The sequence below is a fragment of the Microbacterium testaceum StLB037 genome (assembly GCF_000202635.1).
In the GTDB taxonomy this organism is placed as follows: Bacteria; Actinomycetota; Actinomycetes; order Actinomycetales; family Microbacteriaceae; genus Microbacterium; species Microbacterium testaceum_F.
Map to the genome: position 1 here is coordinate 3,173,224 of NC_015125.1, position 20,582 is coordinate 3,193,805.

Below are 20,582 nucleotides of genomic sequence, written 5' to 3' on the forward strand. Positions count from 1 at the left end.
CTCACCGCTTCGCCGTGAGGTGCTCGGACAGCGCGGGGATCACGGTCTCGCCGTAGACCCGCATCGTCTCCTCCTTGTTGTCGTGCTGGAGGTACCCGGCGAACTGCGTGACCCCCAGGGCGCGCAGTTTCTCGAGCTTGGCGATGTGCTCCTCCGCCGTGCCGAGGAGGCAGAAGCGCTCCACGATCTCGTCGGGCACGAAGTCGACGTGGTCGTTGTCGCTCTTGCCGTGCGAGTTGTAGTCGTACCCGGTGCGCCCCGCGATGTAGTCGGTGAGAGCCGCCGGGACCTTCTCGGCGGTCCCTGAGCCTGTCGATGGGGTCCCTGAGCCTGTCGAAGGGCCGTACTTCGCCACGATGTCGGCCACGTGGTTGCCCACCATCCCGCCGAACCACCGGCACTGCTCACGCATGTGCGCGCGCGAGTCCGGGGTGTCCTCCCCGATGTACATCGGGGCGGCGACGCAGAACGCGATCTCGTCGGGGTCGCGCCCGACGTTCTCGGCGGCTTGACGGACCGTTTTGATCATCCACTCGGCGATGTCGAGGTCGGCCAGCTGCAGGATGAAGCCGTCCCCGACCTCGCCCGTGAGCTTGAGCGCGAGGGGGCCGTAGGCGGCGACCCACACGTCGAGCTTCGAGCCGTGGCTCCACGGGAACTGCAGGGTCGCGCCGTTGTACTCGACCGCGCGAGAGTTCCCCAGCTCGCGGATGACGTGGATCGACTCGCGCAGCGCCTTCAGGGTCGTGGGGCGCCCGTTCGTCACGCGCACCGCCGAGTCGCCGCGGCCGATCCCGCAGATCGTGCGGTTGCCGTACATCTCGTTGAGGGTGGCGAACGTGGATGCCGTGACCGTCCAGTCGCGGGTCGCCGGGTTCGTCACGAACGGGCCGACGGTGACCCGGCGCGTGGCCGCGAGGATCGCCGAGTGCACGACGTAGGGCTCCTCCCACAGCAGGTGCGAGTCGAAGGTCCAGACGTGGCTGAAGCCGTGCGCCTCGGCCAGCTGCGAGAGCTGGATCGTGCGGGCGGCGGGCGGGTTGGTCTGCAGGACGACGCCGAAATCCATGGCTGTTCCTCTCACACCAGGTACTGGCTGAGGCCGCGGGCGATGTACTGGCCGTGGCCCTTGGACCCGACGTAGCCGGAGCCGTCCACCACCACCCGGCCGCGCGACAGCACGGTGTCGACGCGCCCGTCGATCTCGTAGCCCTGCCAGGCGGAGTAATCCATGTTCATGTGGTGCGAGCGCCCCTCGCCGATGCCGATGGAGGTGTGCCCGTTCGGGTCGTACACGACGACGTCGCCGTCGGCACCCGGCTGGATCACGCCCTTCTTCCCGTACATCCCGAACATGCGTGCGGGTGTCGTGCTGGTGAGCTCGACCCAGCGCGGCAGGGTGATCTGCCCGGTGACGACGCCCTGGTACATGAGGTCCATGCGGTGCTCGACCGAGCCGATGCCGTTCGGGATCCGGGAGAAGTCCCCGATGCCCATGTCCTTCTGGCCCTTCATGCAGAAGGGGCAGTGGTCGGTGGACACCATCTGGATGTCGTTCGTCCGCAGGGACTGCCACATGTGATGCTGATGGCCCTCGTGCTTCGAGCGCAGCGGAGTGGAGCACACCCACTTGGCGCCTTCGAAGTCGCCCCACTCCTCGCTCGATGCGCCGAGCTGGTCCTCGAGCGAGAGGTAGAGGTACTGCGGGCACGTCTCGCCGAAGACGTTCATGCCCCGATCGCGGGCCTCGGCGATCTGCTCGACCGCCTGCTTCGCGCTGACGTGGACGACGTAGAGGGGCGCGCCGGTGATGTCGGCGATCATGATCGCGCGGTGGGTGGCCTCCTCCTCCGCCTGCCACGGGCGGGTGGTGCCGTGGAAGTACGGGCTCGTCTCGCCGCGCGCGAGGGCCTGCTGCACGAGGACGTCGATGATCGCGCCGTTCTCGGCGTGCATCATCATCATCGCGCCGGTGTCGGCGCCCTTCTGGAACGCACGGAGGATCTGCCCGTCGTCCGAGAGGAAGACGCCCTTGTACGCCATGAACAGTTTGAAGCTCGTCACGCCCTCGGCGATGAGCTCGTCCATCGCGGTCAGGGAGCTGTCCTGCACGTCCGAGAGGATCTGGTGGAAGCCGTAGTCGATCGCGCACTCGCCCGCCGCCTTCTCCTGCCACGCGTGGTACCGGTCGAGGATGTTCTCCTCGGGGTACTGGACGACGAAGTCGACGATGCTCGTCGTCCCCCCGATCGCTGCGGCGCGCGTGCCGGTTTCGAAGGTGTCGGATGCCTCGGTCCCCCCGAACGGCATCTGCATGTGCGTGTGCGCGTCGATGCCCCCGGGAATGACGTACTTGCCCGTGGCATCCACGACGGTGTCGACGGATGCCGCGAGGTCGTGCCCGAGCAGGGTGGAGCCGGGCTGCAGCACGGCGACGATCGTCTCGCCGTCGATGAGCACGTCGGCTGCTCCCGTGCCGGTCGCGTTGACGACGGTTCCGCCGGAGATGAGGGTGGTGCCCATGCTCACGCCTCCACGATCTCGCCGTAGGTGTCCGGCCGGCGGTCGCGGTAGAACTGCCAGTCGTCGCGCATCTGCTGCACGAGGTCCATGTCGAGATCGCGGATGAGCACCTCCTCGTGCTCCGACGATCCGATCGCGCCGACGTGGTTGCCGCGCGGGTCGATCACCTGGCTGCTGCCGTAGAACGACACGGCTTCGTCTCCGTATTCGTTGTCCTCGCGGCCCACGCGGTTGGGCTGCAGCACGAAGTACCCGTTCGCCACGGCGGCGCAGGGGCCTTCGACCTCCCACAGACGGTTCGAGAGGCCGGGCTTGGTCGCGTTCGGGTTGAACACCATGTGCGCCCCGTTCAGGCCCAGCTCGCGCCAGCCCTCGGGGAAGTGGCGGTCGTAGCAGATGTACATGCCGACCTTGCCGACCGCGGTGTCGAAGACGGGGTAGCCGAGGTTGCCCGGGCGGAAGTAGAACTTCTCCCAGAACTTCTCGAGGTGCGGGATGTGGTTCTTGCGGTAGCTGCCGAGGACCGTGCCGTCGGCGTCGACGAGCACCGAGGTGTTGTAATACACGCCGGTCTGCGCCTCTTCGTAGATCGGCAGGACCGACACGAGCCCGAGCTCCTTCGCGAGGGCGGCGAAGCGCTGCACGATCGGACCGTCGACCGGCTCGGCGTAGCGGTAGTACTTCTGGTCCTGCGTGATCCCGAAGTAGGGACCGTAGAACAGCTCCTGGAAGCACACGACCTGCGCCCCCGCCGCGGCGGCATCCCGCGCGAACTGCTCGTGCTTGTCGAGCATCGATTCCTTGTCACCGGTCCACGTGGTCTGCGTGATGGCCGCTCGCACCGTCGTCATCGGGGTCTCCTCGCTCTCGACCGTCCGTCTGTCCGGTCGTGTCGTGTTCTGTTACTGTCGCGCCTGAACATTTCCCGACGATTTCCACGAGTGACACCCCCGTTAATTGGAGGCCCCATGCTGGCGCCCGACACCCTCGTCGAACGCACCGCCGCGGGACTCGCCGCTGAGATCGCGCGTTTGGTGAGCGAGGGTACGCTCCCGCCGGGCGACCGGCTACCGACCGTTCGTCAGGTCGCGGCCGCGCTCGAGGTGTCGACCGGGACGGTCGCCACCGCGTGGCGCGCGCTCGCCGATGCCGGCGTCGTCACGTCCCGCGGGCGCGCGGGAACGTTCGTCCGCACCGAGAGGCGCGAGTGGTTGAGTCCGCGCGTGAGGGGACTTTCGGCTCCCGCCGTGGGGACGGGGGTCGCCGTGCCGCCCGGACTCGGCGACGGTCGCGGGGGTGCGGCATCCGTCGCTCTCGACCTCTCCCTCGGCACGCCTGATCCGGCGATGCTGCCCTCTCTCGAGCGCGCTCTCGCGCTCGCGCGGCCCCGCGCCGACACAGGTCGGTACCACGACCTGCCGGTGCTGCCCGAGCTGCACGACCTGCTGCGCGAGCAGTGGCCGGTGCGCGGCGTCGAGGCGATCACCGTGGTGGACGGGGCGTTCGACGGGATCTCGCGCACGGTCGAGCAGGTCGTCCGCTTCGGCGATCGGGTGGCCGTCGAGTCTCCCGGATTCCCCTACATCTTCGACCTCGTCGAGGCGGCGGGCGGGGTGCCCCTGCCCCTGCAGAGCGACCGTGACGGCATCCTTCCCGGGTCCCTCGCCCGCGCGCTCGCCCAGCGTCCATCCACGCTCGTGCTGCAGCCGCGCGCCCAGAACCCGACCGGGGCGTCGATGTCGATCGATCGCGCGCGCCGCCTCGCCGACGTCCTGCTCACGGTGCCCGGGGGCACGCGGGTCACGGTCATCGAGGACGACCACTCGGCGCTGATCGCCTCGGCGCCGCCGGTCACGCTCGCACTCTGGATCCCGGGACAGGTGGTGCATGTGCGCGGCTTCTCGAAGTCGCACGGGCCCGACCTGCGGATCGCCGCGCTCGGCGGTCCGTCCGAGATCGTCGAACGCATCATCCGCCGTCGCATGCTGGGCCCGGGGTGGACGTCCCGACTCCTCCAGGCGATCCTGCTCGAGCTCCTGACCGACCCCCGCTCGATCGCCCCCGTACGCACCGCGCGGCTGATCTACCGCGATCGGCTCGACCGGCTCGCCGCCGGGCTGCGGCGCCTCGGGGTCGAGGTCGGGGAGCCCGACGGCATCAACCTGTGGATGCCGGTGCGCGACGAACGCGCGGCCCTCGTGCATCTCGCGGCCGAGGGGATCGCGGTGGCCGCGGGCACTCCGTTCGTCGTGGATGCGCCGGGCACGGGGGCGGCAGGCTTCGCGGAAGCCGGTGATCCGGACGCGCCCTCCGCCGCCGCCGACTCCCCGGACGCGGGCGGCTGGGTCCGCGTCACCGGCGGAGCGGTCACCGAGAACGTGCGGCTGGTCGCGGAAGCGCTCGCGCGGGCCGCCGACGCCGCCCCTCCGTCGTGGTGACCGTCTCGTCAACCCCGAGCCCGCTTTCGAATCGATTCGCCTACGCTCGAAGACATGACCGTTCCTTCAGTTCAGCTCAACGACGGAAACTCCATCCCCCAGCTCGGCTACGGGGTGTTCCTCGTGCCCGCCGATGACGCCGAGCGCGCCGTGTCCGAGGCCCTCGAGGTCGGCTACCGCCACATCGACACCGCCGCCATCTACAAGAACGAAGAGGGTGTCGGCCGCGCGATCGCCGCCAGCGGCATCCCGCGCGACGAGCTCTTCGTCACGACCAAGCTCTGGAACGACCGCCACGAGGGCGACGAGCCGCTCGCCGCGATCGACGAGAGCCTGCAGAAGCTCCAGCTCGACGCCGTCGACCTCTACCTCATCCACTGGCCCACGCCGAAGAACGACAACTACGTCCACGCGTGGCAGAAGATGATCGAGATCCGCGAGTCCGGCAAGGCCCGCTCGATCGGCGTCTCGAACTTCCTCGTCCCGCACCTCGACCGCATCGTCGCCGAGACCGGCGTGACCCCCGTCGTGGACCAGATCGAGCTGCACCCCGCCCTCAGCCAGCGCGAGATCGCGGCCTGGGGCCAGGAGCACGACATGCACATCGAGTCGTGGGGTCCGCTCGGCCAGGGCAAGTACGACCTGTTCGAGATCCCCGCGGTGAAGGATGCCGCCGAGGCCCACGGCAAGAGCCCCGCTCAGGCGGTGCTGCGCTGGCACATCCAGCACGGCTTCATCGTGTTCCCGAAGTCGGTGCGCCGCGAGCGCCTCGAGGAGAACTTCGACCTGTTCGACTTCGAGCTGACCGCCGACGAGATGGCCGCGATCGACGCCGTCGACCCGGGCGACGGCTCGGGTCGCGTGGGCACGCACCCCGACGACCTCAACTGACGCCGGGCGAGATGTGAACCGCCTCGCGAACGCCTCGAGCCCCTACCTGCGGCTCCACGCCGACAACCCCGTCGCGTGGTTCCCCTGGGGGCCCGAGGCGTTCGCGCTCGCGGCCGAGAGAGACGTCCCCGTGATGATCTCGATCGGCTACAGCACCTGCCACTGGTGCCACGTCATGGCGCGCGAGTCGTTCCAGGATGCCGAGACCGCCGCTGCGCTGAACGACGGCTTCGTGTCGATCAAGGTCGACCGCGAGGAGCATCCCTATGTGGATGCCACCTATCTCGACGCGGCCTCCGCCTTCACACCGCACCTCGGGTGGCCGCTGACGGTCTTCGCGAGCCCCGCGGGCCGCGTCTTCTACGCCGGCACGTACTTCCCGCCCGTACCCCGCCCGCCGCAGCCCTCGTTCCGCCAGGTGCTCGCCGCGGTCCGTGAGGCGTGGACCGAGCGACGCGACCAGGTGGATGCCACCGGCTCCGCGCTCCGCGAGGCCCTCGCCGCGGCGGCTGTCGCCCCTGCCGATGCCCCGCCGTCCCTGGACCGGCTCGCCGCCGCCGCGCGGGCCGTCGCCGCGCGCGAGGACCGCGAGTACTTCGGGTTCGCCGCGGGCCCCGCGTTCGAGACCCCGAAGTTCCCGAACACCCCGGTGCTCCGGTTCCTGCAGCACCCCGCGCTGGCGTCGGAGGTTCCGGATGCCGCGGGCGTGGCATCCCGTGCCCTGTCCGCGATGGCCGGCTCCGAGTTGCACGACACCGTCGAGGGCGGATTCTTCCGCTACGCCACGCGCCGCGACTGGAGCGTGCCGCACTACGAGCGCATGCTCACCGACAACGCCGGTCTCGTCGAGGTCGCTCTCGCCGCCGGTGAGGAGGCCACCGCGACCGACGCGGCCCGCTTCCTCGTGGACGTGCTGCAACTGCCGTCGGGAGGGATCGCCGCGGCGCAGGACTCGGAGTCGATCATCGACGGCGTCCGCAACGAAGGCGGGTACTACCGCGTTGCCGACCGTTCGGGGCTGCAGCCGCCGGCCCTCGACGCGAAGGTCGTCACCGGGTGGAACGGCCACGCGATCGCCGCCCTCGCCGCCGCCGGGGCCCGCACCGACCCGCGCTTTCTCGAGGCTGCCCGATGGGCGGCCGACGCCGTGCTCGAGAGCAACGTCGCCGACGACGGGACGTTGCGCCGCGCGTCGCTCGACGAGATCCGTTCCACAGCCCCCGCGACGCTCGAGGACTACGGCGGACTCGCCCGCGGCCTCCTCGCCCTCGCGACGGCGACCGGTGAGGTGGCGTACGCCGTGCGGGCGCGGGCCTTGGTCGACCTGTGCCTCGGGCCGGATGGCATCCATCCGCCCGGCGGCGGCGATCCCGTGCTGGTCGCTCAGGGAATGCAATCGCACGGCGTGCCGAGTGACGGCGCGTCGCCCTCGGGGCCGTCGGTGTTCGCCGCGGCCGCGCTCGACCTGTGGCGCCTCGGCGCGGGGGAGAGGTACCGCACCGCCGCAGAGACTCTCGTGCGGGCTGCGGCGGAGGCGGCGCTGGCGGCGCCCCTCGCGCACGGCGCGATTCTCGAGGTCGCTCTGGGATTGGCATCCGCCCCGCGCCAGGTGGTCGTGGTCGGAGAATCGGATGCCGCGATCGCCGACGCCGCGCGCCGGGTCGCCGCCGACGTGGTCGCGGTGGTGTCACCCGCCCAGGCGCAGGCGTTCGCCGACGAGGGCTTCGAGCTGTTCGCGGGCAAGGAGGCCTTGGGTGGCGAGGCGACGGCCTACGACTGCCGGGCCTTCGCGTGTGCCTTGCCGACGACGGATGCCGCGCGCCTGGTGTGAGGCACGCGGCGGCGCGGCCCCGCGGCTCATGCGCGGGCCTCGGGGCGGGGCGCGTCGCGTCGTCGCTGTCCGGGTGTCGCCGCCTCGGCTCCGGCGTGGCAGACCTCGCAGTTTCGCGCGTACCTCGCAGATTTCGCGGTGATCCTTCCGAGATTCCGCCGGATGTGCGAGATTCCCGGCGCCGCACCCCCGGGGAACGCGCCCATCACTCCAGCAGATGCCGCAGATACCTTCCCGGCGCCTCCAGAAACCCCCGGTGCAGCCGCACCAGATCCAGATCCTCCCACGCGCTCTCGCGGATGCCCCACTCGCCGAGCTCGAGGATCGTCGCGCCGGGGAGCGCCGCCAGCACGGGGGAGTGAGTCGCGCAGATCACCTGGGTGCCGCGCGAGCGCATGCGATCGAGGGATGCCAGCCAGCGCAGCGTGGATGAGAACGACAGGGCCGCCTCAGGCTCGTCGAGGCACGCCAGGCCCGCGACGTAGCGCTCGTGGTCGAGCACCTCGTCGAGCAGGCTGTTGAAGGACTCACCGTGGCTCATCTCGTGCAGGCTGGGCGCCGGGCCGCCGAGATCGTCGCGCCACGAGTAGTAGCTGTGCATCGTCTCGGCCCGCAGGAAGAAGCCCCACCGCGGCGCGCGGGGACTCCGCTCGATGCGCAGCCATTCTCCGAGCGGGCTCTCGGTGCGCCGTGTCTCGCCGCCGCCGTTCGTCGACCCGCCCTCGGCGGGCAATCCTGCGGCCTCGGCGATGCCCTCGATGAGCGTGGACTTGCCCGAACCGTTCTCCCCGACGAGGAACGTCACCCCGGGGCCGAACTCCCAGCCGTCGTCGGCCGCGACCTCGAGGAACTGCGCCACAGCGGGGACCGTCGCCGGCCACGCGGCGCGGTCGACCGGCGCATCGCGGAAGACCTTGACCCGCTGCACCGGCCGCGGATCGTGCAGCCACTCGTCGCCGTGGGGCACGTCGTCAGATCCAGGTCGTCAGCCAGTTGTGCAGGCGCCAGAACTCGTACGGCACCGGCAGCCCGGCCCACACCGGATACCAGAAGGCCGACAGCAGCACGCACACGACGAGGAACACCGCCACGATGCCCTGCCCGCTCGCGCGGGACATCCCGCGGATTCCGCGCGACACGTCGCGCAGCGCGAACGCCAGCGCGAGGACGAGGAACGGCAGCATCGCGACCGTGTAGAACTGGAAGATCGTGCGTTCGGGGTACAGCAGCCACGGCACGTAGGTCGCGGCGAGGCCCGTCAGCACGATCGCGTAGCGCCAGTCCCGGACGAGCACGAAGCGCACGAGGAGATACACGGATGCCGCGATCCCGGCCCACCAGATGAGCGGGTTCGCGATGCTCGAGATCGCTTCGGTGCAGCCGCTCGGCAGACCGCACCCGTTGATGCCGAAGTCGTCCTGATGCCAGTACATCGACGTCGGGCGGACGAGGAACGGCCACTGCCACGCGGGGCTCGCGTAGGCGTGCGGCGTCACCAAGCCGACGTGGAACCGGTACATCGCCTCGTGGTACGCCCACAGGCTCTGCAGGGGCGCGGGCACCCACGACCAGAACCCGGGCGATGCCACGGGAGTGGAGCGCATGTACCCGCCGTCGGTGAACAGCCACCCCGACCAGCTCGCCAGGTAGACGACGGCGGCGACCGGCACGAGCAGTACGAACGAGACGAGGCCCTGGCGCACGGCATCCATCGGCCACTGACCGATGTCGGCGCGTCGACGGGCGAGGGCGTCGGTGACAACGGCGTAGATGCCGACGGCGGCGAGCACGTACAGACCCGACCACTTCACGGCGGTGGCGGCTCCCGCGGCGGCCCCGGCGGCGATCAGCCACGGGCGGTTCCATAGGATCGGGCCCCACATCGGGGCCTCCCCCTCGCGGGCGACCCACAGCGCCGCCCACCGCTCGCCCGTGCGCTGATGGTCGAGGGCGACGAACCAGAACGTCAGGACGATGAAGAAGGTGAGGAAGATGTCGAGCAGCGCGATGCGGCTCAGGACGATCCCGAGGCCGTCGATCGCGAAGAGACCGGATGCCACGGTCGCCAGCGGTATCGACCGGGTGAGCGTGCGCGCGACGAGGTAGATCAGCAGAACGGTCGCGGTACCGAAGACGGCGGCGGCGATGCGCCACCCGGTTGCGGAATCCGCCCCGAAGACGGCCATACCGGCGCCGATGAGGATGCGTCCGAGAGGGGGGTGCACGACGTAGCTGCCGATGCCGGTGAAGATGTCGGTGTCGCCCGCGGCGAAGCTCGCGTCGGCACCTTCGGGCCAGGTCGAGGGGTAGCCGAGGACCCACTGGCTCCACGCGTCCTTGACGTAGTACGTCTCGTCGAACACCAGCTGGTGCGGGTTGCCGATGTCGATCAAGCGGAGCACCGCCGCGACGAGCGTGACGAGGGCGGGCGCCAGCCACCGCCACAGCCGGAGACCCCGGGGGTCGGCGAGCAGCGCGTCACGCCACCGGTCGAGGCGTGTGCGCTCGACCGGGGGGAGCAGAGGGGACAGGTCGGTGCTCACGCGCCCCAGCCTAAGGTGGAACGGTGATCATCCTCGCGGCGACCCCGATCGGCAACCTGGGTGACGCCTCGCGCCGCCTCATCGAGGCGCTCGAGAACGCCACCGTCGTCGCCGCGGAGGACACGCGAACGACGCAGCGACTTCTCGCGGGCCTCGGCGTCGAGAACCGCCCGCGGCTGATCGCTCTGCACGACCACAACGAGAAGGAGCGGGCCGCCGAGCTCGTCGAGCTCGCGCGCGAGGACGACCTCCTCGTGCTCAGCGACGCCGGGATGCCCACCGTCAGCGACCCCGGTTTCGGGCTCGTCGCCGCGGCCGCCGCGGCCGGGGTGACGGTCACCGCTCTTCCCGGGCCCAGTGCCGTGGTCACCGCTCTCGCCGTCGCGGGGCTCCCCACTGACCGCTTCGCGTTCGAGGGCTTCCCGCGCCGCAAGCCGGGAGAGCGTCGCCGCGCCTTCGCGCAGCTCGCGTCGGAGGAGCGCACGCTGGTGTTCTTCGAATCGCCGTCGCGGTTGGCATCCACCCTGGACGACCTCGCCGCAACCTTCGGCGCCGATCGTCCCGCCGCCGTCTGCCGCGAACTGACGAAGCTCTATGAAGAGGTCAAGCGCGGCACGCTCGCCGAGCTCGCGGCGTGGGCCGCCGAGGGCGTGCGCGGCGAGATCGCGATCGTCGTCGGCGGCGCCAGGGCGCGCGAGGTGGCGTTCCCGGATGCCGTGACCCAGGTGCTCGAACTCGTCCGCGGCGGCACGCGGCTCAAAGAGGCGGCGGCCGAGGTTGCGTCGCTGACCGGTCACTCGTCGCGCGAGCTCTATCAGGCCGGTCTCGCCGTCAAGCGCTGAGCGCGCGCCGCGGGCCGGCAGGCTGCGAGGGCGCCAGGCGGCGATGCCGCGAGGGCGCGGGACGGACCGGACGGTCCGCCCCGCGCGGGGTCTCACCGGCGGCGGTGACGCAGGATGAGGCCGGCTCCGGCGGCGAGGGCGAGCAGGCCCGCCGCGGCGAGTCCGAACGGCACGCTCGTGCCCGTCGCCGCCAGGCCGCCGGGCGCGGTCTGCGTCGGCGAAGGGGTGGCAGACGGCGTGGGAGCACCGGGGGTCGGGGCGGGCGCGGTCGGTGTCGGCTCGCTCGGCGTCGGTCCCGGCGTGGGTTCTCCGGGTGCCGGCTCCTCGGGAGCCGGTGCCGCATCGCCCACCCGCTCCAGCGCGAGGTCGTCGATCGTGCCCCAGGCACCCGCCGGGAGGTCGGCGCTCACCCGCACGGTGAGGCTCTCGCCCATGGCGATCTCGATCTCGTCGGTGCGCGGCTCCGACCACACCCGCCACCCGCCCGCCGCGAACGGAGCGGCAGCGGTGTCGGCATCCGAAATCAGCTCGATCGTGGCCGTCCCGTCGCCGAACGCGCCGCCCTGCAGGGCCCCGGCGGCGACGTACCGGCCGGCCGGAAGGTCGTCGACGCGCTGCTCGAGGGTGAACGACATCGCCTCGGCGGCGAAGAAGTGAGCCGAGCGCTCGCCCGTGCGGGGGTCGTCGGTCGCGCGCAGCGACACCGGACCCTCCACGGCCCACATCGAGACGTCGGCATCCTCGAACCCGGGGTTGCGCAGCAGGTTCTCGGCCGAGACCGTCACCACCGCCAGCGCCGCGTACCCGTCGGCGGTCGTGCCGGCGATCTCGTAGGCGCCGGGCTGTGAGAGGTCGGGAGCGGCTTCCCAGATCACGGCGCTCTCCTCGCTCGTGCCGTCGCTGAAGCGCACGGTCACCCGCTCGGGGAGGGTGAGCTCGTCGCCCGCGGTCACCGCGATGCGCACGGTGTCGACGCCGGTGACCTCCCGGGGTGCGACCGCGCCGGTGCGGACGTAGGCGAACGTGCGCAGCGACTCGAGAGGCGTGCCGTCGACGTCGAAGAGCGACTGGTTGTCCCACGCCGACCCGCCGAAGTACTCGCCGGCATCCTCCGGGTCGTACTCGCCCGCGAAGCTCGTGGCCCAGCCGGAGCCGTCGCGTTCCCAGAGCACCCGGTTCTGCGCGAGCCGGTCGGGCGAGCCGACGGGCAGCCACGCGGGCTCCCAGTAGTACGCGCCGATGCCCGCGTCGCCCACGTCGGCGACGGCCTGGATGACGTCGCGGAGCGCGGTCGCCTGACCCTGGACACTGATGGGGTAGGCCTCGGCGTCCTCGGCGCTGTCGATCACGTCGGGGTGACCGTCGGCGTCATCGAGCGTGCGGACCCACGACGTCTCGGCGACCATGACCTTCTTGTCGTACGTGTCGGCGACCTGGCGCAGCACCGTCGTGAGGTTCTCGGTGGTGCCGTGCCAGAACGGGTAGTACGACGACGCGAACACGTCGTAGTCGACGTCGTTCGCCGCGAGCTCCGCGGCGTACGCGGCGTAGTGTCCGGGGCGCTCGGGGTTCGTGACGTGCACGGCGACGAGGGCGTCGGGGATGACCTCCCGCACGGCGGCGGATCCGGCGGAGAACACGGCTGCCATCTCGGGCCAGCCGGTGACCCCGGCGACGCCGCCATTGGTCTCGTTGCCCACCTGGACGAGCTTCACGTCGACACCGGCGTCGACGAACTTCGTCAGCGCGTCGCGGGTGAAGTCCCCGACCGCGGCGGCGGTCTCGGTGGCATCCATTCCCGCCCATGCCTTCGGCGCCTTCTGCTTCGCCGGGTCGGCCCAGAAGTCGGAGTAATGGAAGTCGACGGCGACGCCGAGACCCGCGGCGGTCGCGCGCTCGCCGATCTCGACGGCCCGCTCCACACCGACGTTGCCGCCGCCGTACCCGCGGCCTTCGGCGTCGAACGGGTCGTTCCACACCCGCACGCGCACGTCGGTCACGCCGTGGTCGGCGAGCACGGTGAACAGGTCGGCGGGGGCGCCGTCGTCGTCACGGAAGACGACTCCCGACTCCTCGAGCGACAGCACCGACGACACGTCGACACCGAGGGCGAAGTCGGATGCCAGGCCCTCGACGCGCGGGACGGTGATCCCCGCCTCGACCGGCTCGTCGGCGGGCGCGGCCTGAGCCGCCGTGAGGGGCGCCGCCGCGAGGGCGACGCCGAGGGTCAGGGCCGCGAGGGCCGTGGGACGGGGGTGTTTCGGCATCCGGATCTCCATCGATCGGGGGCGGGGCGGTCGGGCATCAGCCCTTGACCGACCCCTGGGTCAGGCCGCCGACGATGTAGCGCTGCAGCGACAGGAACAGGGCGAGGACCGGGATCGACGCGAGCACCGAGCCCGCGGCGAACAGGCCCCACCGCGAGGTGAGCTGGTTCGAGACCCACTGGTACATGCCGACCGCGAGGGTCCAGTTGTCCTCGGACACGAGGATGATGCGCGCCAGGATGTAGTCGCCGAAGGCGGCGATGAAGGCGAGCAGCGCCACGACGGCGAGGATCGGCGTCACGAGCGGCATGATCAGGCGCCAGAAGATCTGCGCGTGCGTGGCGCCGTCGATCTTGGCGGACTCGTCGATCTCGATGGGGATCGTGTTGAAGAAGCCGTACATGAGGAACGTGTTGGCCCCGAGGGCGCCGCCGAGGTACACGCAGATGAGCGCGAGCTTCGAGTTGATGCCGAGCGCGGGCACGACCTCGCCGATGGTCAGGAGCATGAGGAAGATCGCGACGAAGGCCAGCGCCTGCGGGAACATCTGCACGATGAGCAGGCCGGTGAGGCTCGCGCGCCGTCCCGAGAAGCGGAAGCGTGAGAACGCGTAGGCGCCGGCCGCGCCCATGAGGACCGCGCCCACCGAGGCGACGCCGCCGATGAAGAGGGTGTTGCCGACCCACGTCCAGTAGCTCGTGCCCGCCAGGGCGGCGTAGTTCGAGATGTCGACCGCCGAGAACAGCGCGTTCGACGACGCGAGGCTGCCGCGCGGGTTGAGCGAGGCCGAGAGGACGTAGACGAGCGGGAAGAGCGCGTAGAAGGCGATGAGCGCGGCGACGGGGTACTTCCAGCCGACCTCGGCGAGCCAGCGGCGCTTCTTCGCGGGGGTGGTGCGGGCGGCGTCGCGCCCGGTGCCGCGTGCGGTGACGGTCATGCGAACTCCTCCAGCTTGCGGGTCTGACGGAAGGCCAGCGCCGAGATGGCGCCGACGACGACGAACACGACGATCGACAGCGCACTCGCGAGGCCGTAATCGGCGGCTCCGCCCGAGACGCCGGAGATGTCGTAGATGGCCGAGATGAGGATGTCGGTCGAGCCCAGTGCGTAAGGCGCTCCGGGTATCGCGGGCCCGCCGTTGTTGAACATGTAGATGACGGTGAAGTTGTTGAAGCTGAAGGCGAACGACGAGATCGCCAGCGGCGCGGTCGAGACGAGCAGCAGGGGCAGCACGATCGACCGGAAGGAGCGCCACCGGCCGGCGCCGTCGAGCTGTGCGGCCTCGAGGGTGTCGGAGGGGAGGGCCTGCAGAGCACCCGTGCACACGAGGAACCAGTACGGGTAGCTGAGCCACACGTTCACCCACAGCACGGCGAGCTTCGCGAGCACCGGATCGCCGAGCCAGTTGATCGGCAGGCCGAAGAAGAACACGTCGTTGATGACGCCGAACTCGGAGTTGAACATGCCGCGGAACAGCAGCGCCGACATGAACGCCGGGAACGCGTACGGGAGGATGAACAGGGTCCGCAGGAACTTGCGGGCCCGCACGCGCGGGTCGTTGAAGATCATCGCGAACAGCAAGCCGAGCCCGAAGCTGATCACCACCGACAGGATCGCGAACGCGAACGTCCACCCCGTGACCGACAGCAGCGGTTGCAGGAGGGCGCCGTCGGTGAACACGCGCAGGAAGTTCTCGAACCCGACGTTGACGTACCAGCCGGTGGGCAGGCTCTGCCCGTCCGCGGAGGTGAAGGTGCCGCGGTCGGTCGCGGTGTAGACCGTGCCGGTCGTGGTGTCGGTGATGGTCTGCGCCTGCTCGTCCCACACGAGGGTCGAGGTGTACACCGTCGCGGTCGAGCCGTCGCGGGTGCGCAGCGCGCCGTCGTTCGGGTCGTCGGACAGGGGGACCCGGAGGGCCGCGGCGGCCTGCTGCACCGCGGGATCGGTGAGCACCTCGGCACGCGGCACGACGGTCCAGCCCGACACCTCGGTGGGGGCGCCGCTTGCGCCGATCTCGCCGTCGACCGTGGTCAGGGGCTCGTCGGGGGTGCCCACGCGCACGACGTCGTCGTCGGCGATCGCGAGGCCGTACGTGCCGAGGCGTTCCACGACGGCCATCGGGTAGGTCGCGGAGTCGTCGACCCGGCGTTCGCCCTGGATCAGGGTGGCATCCACCGCCTGCGATTGCGATCCCGCGTGGCCCGTGCCGTAGTTCGTGAAGGCGATGTAGGCGGTGTAGCCGAAGATGAAGACCTGGAACGCGAAGAGGAAGATCAGCCCCGGCAGCAGGTACTTCAGTGGCAGCGCGCGGCGGGTGAAGTAGACGATGTCGGCGACGATCAGCAGCACGGCGGTGATCGAAGCCAGCAGCCAGGAGTCGGCGCCGACGGCGGTGAGGATCGTCAGGATGCCGAAGGCGTTGACGACCGCCATGATGACGAGCTTCACGAGGAAGCCGACGCCGATGCCGCGCCAGGCGCGGGCGTGCGACTCGCGCAGACGCGCGGGGGCGGTGGGGGCCGCGCCCGGGGGCGCGACGGGAGGGGTGACCGACATGGGTGCTCCGGATTCGTCGGGGTGGTACCGCGGGCGGGCGCGCGTGATCGCGCCCGCCCGCGGAGTCGTCAGCCGGCCAGCGTGCTTTGCAGGTCGGTGATCATCTGGTTCCACGTCGAGACGGGCTCGGCGCCGGAGATGATCTGAGCCTCAGCGGCGTTCCACAGGTCCCACACCGACCCCATCTCGGGGATCGAGGGCATCGGCACGCCGTTCTGAGCCGAGGCGAGGAAGCCGGCGATGATCGGGTCGGATGCCACCTCCTGGCCGAGCGAGGTGTACGCGGGGATGCGCGGGTCGGCCTCGTACAGGGCGCGCTGCGCGTCCTCGGTGCCGAGGTAGTTCACGAGGAACTCCGTCGCGAGCAGCGCGTTCTTGCTCTGGGCGCTGAGGTAGAAGCCCTGCACGCCCACGAAGGGGGCCGCGGTCTCGCCGCCGGCGCTGGGGATCGGGTTCACCGCGACATCGATGCCCTCGAACGAGCTGATCGCCCACGGACCCTGCACGGTGTACGGCGCCTTGCCGCTCGCGAAGAGCTCATTGTTGATGTCGTAGTCGATCGTGGTCGAGAGGTAGCCCGCCTGGCCGTTGGTCGACAGCCACTGCGCGAAGCGCTCGCCCGCGGCTCCGCCCATGCCGACCTCGGACGTGTACGAACCGCTGGCGTCCTGCACGAACACCGGGGCGCCGAACGAGGTCTGCAGGCCGTACATCGTGTAGCCGTCGCCGGTCTCGCCCGCGGTGTTGATGACGAACGGACGCTCGGCTCCGGATGCCAGACCCCGCTGGATCATGTCGTCCCAGGTCGCGGGCGCCTCGGTTCCCACCAGCGCGGTGTTCTGGACGAGGGCGACGGTCTCGAGCGAGTACGGCAGCGCGTAGAGCTGCCCGTCGTATGTCATCGCTTCGAGGGCGACGGGCTCGAAGTTCGACGCGGTGTCGCCGAGATCGATCGTGTCGACGACACCGGCGGCGACGAGCGCGCCGAGCCAGTCGTGCGCGCCGACGGTGATGTCGGGGCCCTCGCCGGTGGGCACCTGGGCGATGAAGTCGTTGCGGAGGTCTTCGAAGTTCTTCTGCACGAGGCGCACGGTCGCGCCCGTCTCCTCCTCGAACGCCTTGGCGGCGTCGCCGATGGCCTGCTCGCGCTCGGCGTCGGTCCAGACCACGATCTCGGGGCCGTCGCCGCCCTGGGCGGCGTCGTCGGTCGATCCGCCGCCGGAGCAGCCGGTGAGGGCGAGGGCGGAGACGGCGAGGATCGCCGCCGAGCCGAGGAGTGCGCGTCGGGGTGCTGTCATGCGCATGAGGAGTCCCTTTCTGTGCGACCGCAGCCGTTGCGGTCGGTTCGGGCGACCGCGGTGGTCGCGGTCGGGTCGTACGGGGTCGCGGTCTTCGCGGCCCGCTCACCCGGCCGCGTCGGTGCGGCCGGGTGTCGTCTGGGGTGAGATGCCGGCCCGTCAGGCCCGGCCGGCCTCCTCACGTGCGGTGCGGACGACGGCGACGCCGCCCGCGGGAACCGTCAGCGACCCGTCGATGGACGCGCCGGTGAGGAGCTCGGTGCCGTCGAGGGAGAGGTCGACGGCGTCGTCGCGGTGGTTGACGACGAACGTGAAGTCGTGGGCGTCGGAGCGTCGCACGACCACCTCGCATCCGGCCGGGACGGCGGATGCCGAGACCCCCGCGTCGGCGTAGGCGGCGGCCATCACGTGCGCGAGGCTGTCGGCATCCAGGCTCGTCGAGACGTACCACCCGGTGCCGGCGCCGTACGCGTGACGGGTCAGCGCCGCGCGCCCGGCGGCCGGACCGTCGACGTAACGGGCGACGGTCTCGGCCCCGTCGACGAGGAGGTCCTCGGCCCACGCGCGGGCGGTCAGGGTGGTGCCGTCGGCGTTCTCGAGCGTCGTCGTCTCGCCCTCGCGCAGCGGCAGGAACTCCTCCACGCGCACGCCGAGCACGTCGGCGAGGGGAGCCAGGTAGCCGCCCGGGTGGACGGCGTCGTTCTCATCGACGATGCCCGAGAAGAACGACACCACCAGCGTGCCGCCCCCGTGCACGTAGGCGGCGAGGTTGTCGGCATCCGCTCGCGAGAGCAGGTACTGCGCGGGGACGACGACGAGGCGGTAGCCCGACAGATCGTGCCCGGGCAGCGCGAAGTCGGCGGTGATGCCGTCGCGCCAGAGCTGCTCGTAGTACGCGCGCACCTGCGCCTGGTGGGTGACGTCGACCGAGGGACGCCACTCGAGGTCCTGCGCCCAGAACGACTCGAAGTCCCACAGCACCGCGGCCTCGGCCTGCACGCGCGCCCCGCGCACCTCGCCCAGACGGCCGAGCGCGTCGCCGAGGTCGACGACCTCGCGCCAGACACGGGAGTCGGTGCCCGCGTGGGGGAGCATCGCCGAGTGGAACTTCTCGGCGCCCGAGCGCGAGGCGCGCCACTGGAAGAAGAGGATCGCGTCGGCGCCGCGGGCGAGGTGGGTGAGCGAGTTGCGGGCCATCTCGCCGGGGCGCTTGGCGACGTTGCGCGGCTGCCAGTTCACGGCCGACGTGGAGTGCTCCATGAGGATCCACGGCGCGCCCCCGCCGACCGAGCGCGACAGGTCGGCGGCGATCGCGAGACCGACGTGCCCGTCGGGGTCGGCGGCCCAGAGGTAGTGGTCGTCGGAGACGATGTCGACCTCCCGGCCCCACGCCCACAGGTCGGTGGTCCAGCTCTGGTTCGCCATGAAATTCGTCGTGATGGGCTGGGTGGCGTGGGCGCGGATGGCATCCCGCTCGATGCGGAAGCACGCGCGCAGCTGGTGGTCGGTGAACCGCGCGAAGTCGAGGCGCTGCGCGGGGTTGACGACGCTCGGGGCGTCGGCGGGTGCGCCCACGTGCTCCCAGTCGCCGTAGTGCTGGCCCCAGAAGGCGGTGCCCCACGCCGCGTTGAGGCCGTCGAGCGAGCCGTACCGCTCGCGCAGCCAGTCGCGGAAGGCGGCGACCGAGGCGGGGGAGTAGTCCTCGCCGACGGGAACGCCGTACTCGTTGTGCACGTGCCACATCACGACCGCGGGGTGTGCGGCGTAGCGCGCGGCGAGGGCGTCGGCGATGCGCGCGACGGCGGTGCGGTAGGCGGGGGAGGAGGGGGATGCCATCCCCCGGGAGCCGAAGCCCATCGTGCGGCCGTCGCGGGTCACGACGCGCGCCTCGGGGTGGGCGTGGAGGAACCACGCGGGCGGGGAGGCGGTGGGCGTGCCCAGGTCGACGGCGATGCCGTGGGCGTGCAGGAGGTCGAGGAGGTCGTCGAGCCAGGCGAAGTCGAAGACGCCCTCACTGCGCTCGATCAGGGCCCACGAGAAGATCCCGACGCTCACGAGGTTGACGCCGGCCTCGCGCATGAGCCGCACGTCCTCGTCCCAGACCTCGCGGGGCCACTGCTCGGGGTTGTAGTCACCGCCGTACGCGATGCCGTCGAGAGCGGGCCAGGGGGTAACGCGGGTCATGACACTCCATCGGATCTTCGAGCGGCCCTGACTGGGACCGGTCACAGCCTCCGTTGCGGTGGCCGCGTGACGCAACATCGACCTGCCCTTCGTTACCGAACTGTGACCGGTCCCAGTCCGGACGCGCCGCAGAAGCGGAGCGGCGCCCGCGGGCAGATAGCATTCCGGCATGGAACAGACCCCGACCGCTCGTCGTAAGCCGACGATCCGCGATGTCGCCGCCGCCGCCGGGGTCTCGCGCGGCACCGTGTCACGGGTCATCAACGGCGGGCACTGGGTGTCTCCCGACGCGCGCGTCGCCGTCGAAGAGGCGATCGAGCGCACCGGGTACACGGCCAACCACGCCGCGCGGAGTCTCGCGACGGGGCGGTCCGGATCGCTCGCCTTCCTCATGACCGAGCCGCAGCACCTGCTCTTCGACGACCCCACCTTCGCGCTCCTGCTGCGCGGTGCGGCCGCGGCCCTGTCGGAGCGGGGGATGACCCTCGTCCTGCTCATCGCGGGAACGCCCGCCGAACGCGCCACCGTCGAGCACTACGTCCGCGCGGGCCACGTCGACGGTGTCCTGCTCATCTCGTCGCACGAGGCCGACCCGCTGCTGGACTCGCTGCTCGAAGCCGGCATCCCCACCGTCTCGTGCGGCGTCCCGCTCGGCCACCGCGCCGAGGTGTTGAGCGTCTCGGTCGACGAGAGCGGATCCGCGCGAGAGATGACGGCGTACCTGCGCTCCCGCGGGCACCGCCGCATCGCCATGATCGCCGGCCCCGACGACACCCCCGGCGGACGCTTCCGTCTGGTGGGCTTCCGCGACGAGATGGGCGCCGACTTCGACCCCGCCCTCGTCGAGACGGGCGACTACTCGCTGGAGTCCGGAGCCGCCGCCATGGCCCGCCTGCTCGAGAGAGCCCCCGACATCGACGCCGTGTTCGCCGCGTCCGACTCGATGGCCGCCGGGGCGGTGCAGACGCTCCGCCGCGCGGGACGGCGCGTTCCCGACGACGTCGCGGTCGCGGGCTTCGACGACTCGGGCCTCGCGGCCACCCACGAGCCCGCGCTCACCACCATGCGTCAGCCCTGGGAGCAGCTGAGCGAGCGCATGGTGACTCTGCTCCTGGATGCCATCGCCGGACGCCCCGTCGCCCCGGTCGTGCTCGAGACCACCCTCGTGGCGCGCGACTCCGCCTGAGTGCTCGGTCGTCACGCGACCGC

At 71.2% G+C, this 20,582-nt stretch carries 15 protein-coding genes; 5 read left to right on the plus strand and 10 right to left on the minus strand.

Features of this window, described 5'->3' with window-relative positions:
* Position 1 precedes the first annotated feature (1 nt).
* The 3 genes from MTES_RS14425 to MTES_RS14435 are packed head-to-tail and all read right to left on the minus strand — an operon-like array spanning position 2 to position 3,374.
* Complete coding sequence (locus tag MTES_RS14425; protein ID WP_013586012.1) at positions 2-1,069, minus strand: TIGR03842 family LLM class F420-dependent oxidoreductase; 1,068 nt, start codon at positions 1,067-1,069, stop codon at positions 2-4.
* An 11-nt stretch (positions 1,070-1,080) separates the two neighbouring features.
* Positions 1,081-2,523, minus strand: coding sequence for a dihydropyrimidinase (gene hydA, locus MTES_RS14430; RefSeq protein WP_013586013.1), 1,443 nt, complete (start codon positions 2,521-2,523; stop codon positions 1,081-1,083).
* Positions 2,524-2,525: 2 nt separating this feature from the next.
* A complete protein-coding gene (locus MTES_RS14435; protein ID WP_013586014.1) occupies positions 2,526-3,374 on the minus strand; it encodes a nitrilase-related carbon-nitrogen hydrolase in 849 nt (282 codons plus the stop codon).
* A 117-nt stretch (positions 3,375-3,491) separates the two neighbouring features.
* On the opposite strand from MTES_RS14435, the gene MTES_RS14440 reads away from it, so the two are divergent.
* The 3 genes from MTES_RS14440 to MTES_RS14450 are packed head-to-tail and all read left to right on the plus strand — an operon-like array spanning position 3,492 to position 7,683.
* Positions 3,492-4,961, plus strand: a complete 1,470-nt coding sequence (locus tag MTES_RS14440; RefSeq protein WP_013586015.1) for an aminotransferase class I/II-fold pyridoxal phosphate-dependent enzyme — start codon at positions 3,492-3,494, stop codon at positions 4,959-4,961.
* 54 nt (positions 4,962-5,015) lie between these two features.
* A complete protein-coding gene (locus MTES_RS14445) occupies positions 5,016-5,852 on the plus strand; it encodes an aldo/keto reductase (protein ID WP_013586016.1) in 837 nt (278 codons plus the stop codon).
* Positions 5,853-5,865: 13 nt separating this feature from the next.
* A complete protein-coding gene (locus tag MTES_RS14450) occupies positions 5,866-7,683 on the plus strand; it encodes a thioredoxin domain-containing protein (protein WP_013586017.1) in 1,818 nt (605 codons plus the stop codon).
* 205 nt (positions 7,684-7,888) lie between these two features.
* On the opposite strand, the gene MTES_RS14455 is transcribed toward MTES_RS14450, so the two are convergent.
* Both MTES_RS14455 and MTES_RS14460 read right to left on the minus strand, forming a co-directional pair.
* Positions 7,889-8,650, minus strand: a complete 762-nt coding sequence (locus MTES_RS14455; protein WP_013586018.1) for an AAA family ATPase — start codon at positions 8,648-8,650, stop codon at positions 7,889-7,891.
* A 4-nt stretch (positions 8,651-8,654) separates the two neighbouring features.
* Positions 8,655-10,226 (minus strand): dolichyl-phosphate-mannose--protein mannosyltransferase, encoded by a 1,572-nt coding sequence (locus MTES_RS14460; protein ID WP_013586019.1) that lies wholly within the window; start codon positions 10,224-10,226, stop codon positions 8,655-8,657.
* A gap of 23 nt (positions 10,227-10,249) precedes the next feature.
* Here MTES_RS14460 and rsmI point away from each other — a divergent pair, with 23 nt between their 5' ends.
* Entirely contained in the window at positions 10,250-11,068 is an 819-nt protein-coding gene (gene rsmI / locus MTES_RS14465; RefSeq protein ID WP_013586020.1) for a 16S rRNA (cytidine(1402)-2'-O)-methyltransferase, read from the plus strand.
* Between the two features lie 92 nt (positions 11,069-11,160).
* On the opposite strand, the gene MTES_RS14470 is transcribed toward rsmI, so the two are convergent.
* The 5 genes from MTES_RS14470 to MTES_RS14490 form a co-directional block, all read right to left on the minus strand.
* Positions 11,161-13,335 carry a glycosyl hydrolase 53 family protein gene (locus MTES_RS14470; RefSeq protein ID WP_013586021.1) on the minus strand — a complete coding sequence of 725 codons (2,175 nt, stop codon included), beginning with the start codon at positions 13,333-13,335 and terminating at the stop codon, positions 11,161-11,163.
* Positions 13,336-13,372: 37 nt separating this feature from the next.
* Positions 13,373-14,272, minus strand: coding sequence for a sugar ABC transporter permease (locus MTES_RS14475; protein WP_013586022.1), 900 nt, complete (start codon positions 14,270-14,272; stop codon positions 13,373-13,375).
* Positions 14,269-15,891 carry an ABC transporter permease subunit gene (locus tag MTES_RS14480; protein WP_013586023.1) on the minus strand — a complete coding sequence of 541 codons (1,623 nt, stop codon included), beginning with the start codon at positions 15,889-15,891 and terminating at the stop codon, positions 14,269-14,271. The genes MTES_RS14475 and MTES_RS14480 overlap by 4 nt, the downstream gene beginning before the upstream one ends.
* A 68-nt stretch (positions 15,892-15,959) precedes the next feature.
* Entirely contained in the window at positions 15,960-17,195 is a 1,236-nt protein-coding gene (locus tag MTES_RS14485) for a sugar ABC transporter substrate-binding protein (protein ID WP_013586024.1), read from the minus strand.
* 153 nt (positions 17,196-17,348) lie between these two features.
* Positions 17,349-19,373, minus strand: coding sequence for a beta-galactosidase (locus tag MTES_RS14490; RefSeq protein WP_013586025.1), 2,025 nt, complete (start codon positions 19,371-19,373; stop codon positions 17,349-17,351).
* Between the two features lie 169 nt (positions 19,374-19,542).
* On the opposite strand from MTES_RS14490, the gene MTES_RS14495 reads away from it, so the two are divergent.
* Positions 19,543-20,559, plus strand: coding sequence for a LacI family DNA-binding transcriptional regulator (locus MTES_RS14495; protein WP_013586026.1), 1,017 nt, complete (start codon positions 19,543-19,545; stop codon positions 20,557-20,559).
* Positions 20,560-20,582: the final 23 nt, after the last annotated feature.

Excerpts from the sequence above, each read along its gene's own strand:
- MTES_RS14485 (WP_013586024.1), bottom strand. The coding sequence starts at position 17,195 with ATGCGCATGACAGCACCCCGACGCGCACTCCTCGGCTCGGCGGCGATC.
- MTES_RS14470 (WP_013586021.1), bottom strand. The coding sequence starts at position 13,335 with ATGCCGAAACACCCCCGTCCCACGGCCCTCGCGGCCCTGACCCTCGGC.
- MTES_RS14490 (WP_013586025.1), bottom strand. The coding sequence starts at position 19,373 with ATGACCCGCGTTACCCCCTGGCCCGCTCTCGACGGCATCGCGTACGGC.
- MTES_RS14445 (WP_013586016.1), top strand. The coding sequence starts at position 5,016 with ATGACCGTTCCTTCAGTTCAGCTCAACGACGGAAACTCCATCCCCCAG.
- MTES_RS14425 (WP_013586012.1), bottom strand. The coding sequence starts at position 1,069 with ATGGATTTCGGCGTCGTCCTGCAGACCAACCCGCCCGCCGCCCGCACG.
- hydA (WP_013586013.1), bottom strand. The coding sequence starts at position 2,523 with ATGGGCACCACCCTCATCTCCGGCGGAACCGTCGTCAACGCGACCGGC.
- MTES_RS14440 (WP_013586015.1), top strand. The coding sequence starts at position 3,492 with ATGCTGGCGCCCGACACCCTCGTCGAACGCACCGCCGCGGGACTCGCC.
- MTES_RS14495 (WP_013586026.1), top strand. The coding sequence starts at position 19,543 with ATGGAACAGACCCCGACCGCTCGTCGTAAGCCGACGATCCGCGATGTC.
- MTES_RS14475 (WP_013586022.1), bottom strand. The coding sequence starts at position 14,272 with ATGACCGTCACCGCACGCGGCACCGGGCGCGACGCCGCCCGCACCACC.
- MTES_RS14435 (WP_013586014.1), bottom strand. The coding sequence starts at position 3,374 with ATGACGACGGTGCGAGCGGCCATCACGCAGACCACGTGGACCGGTGAC.
- MTES_RS14480 (WP_013586023.1), bottom strand. The coding sequence starts at position 15,891 with ATGTCGGTCACCCCTCCCGTCGCGCCCCCGGGCGCGGCCCCCACCGCC.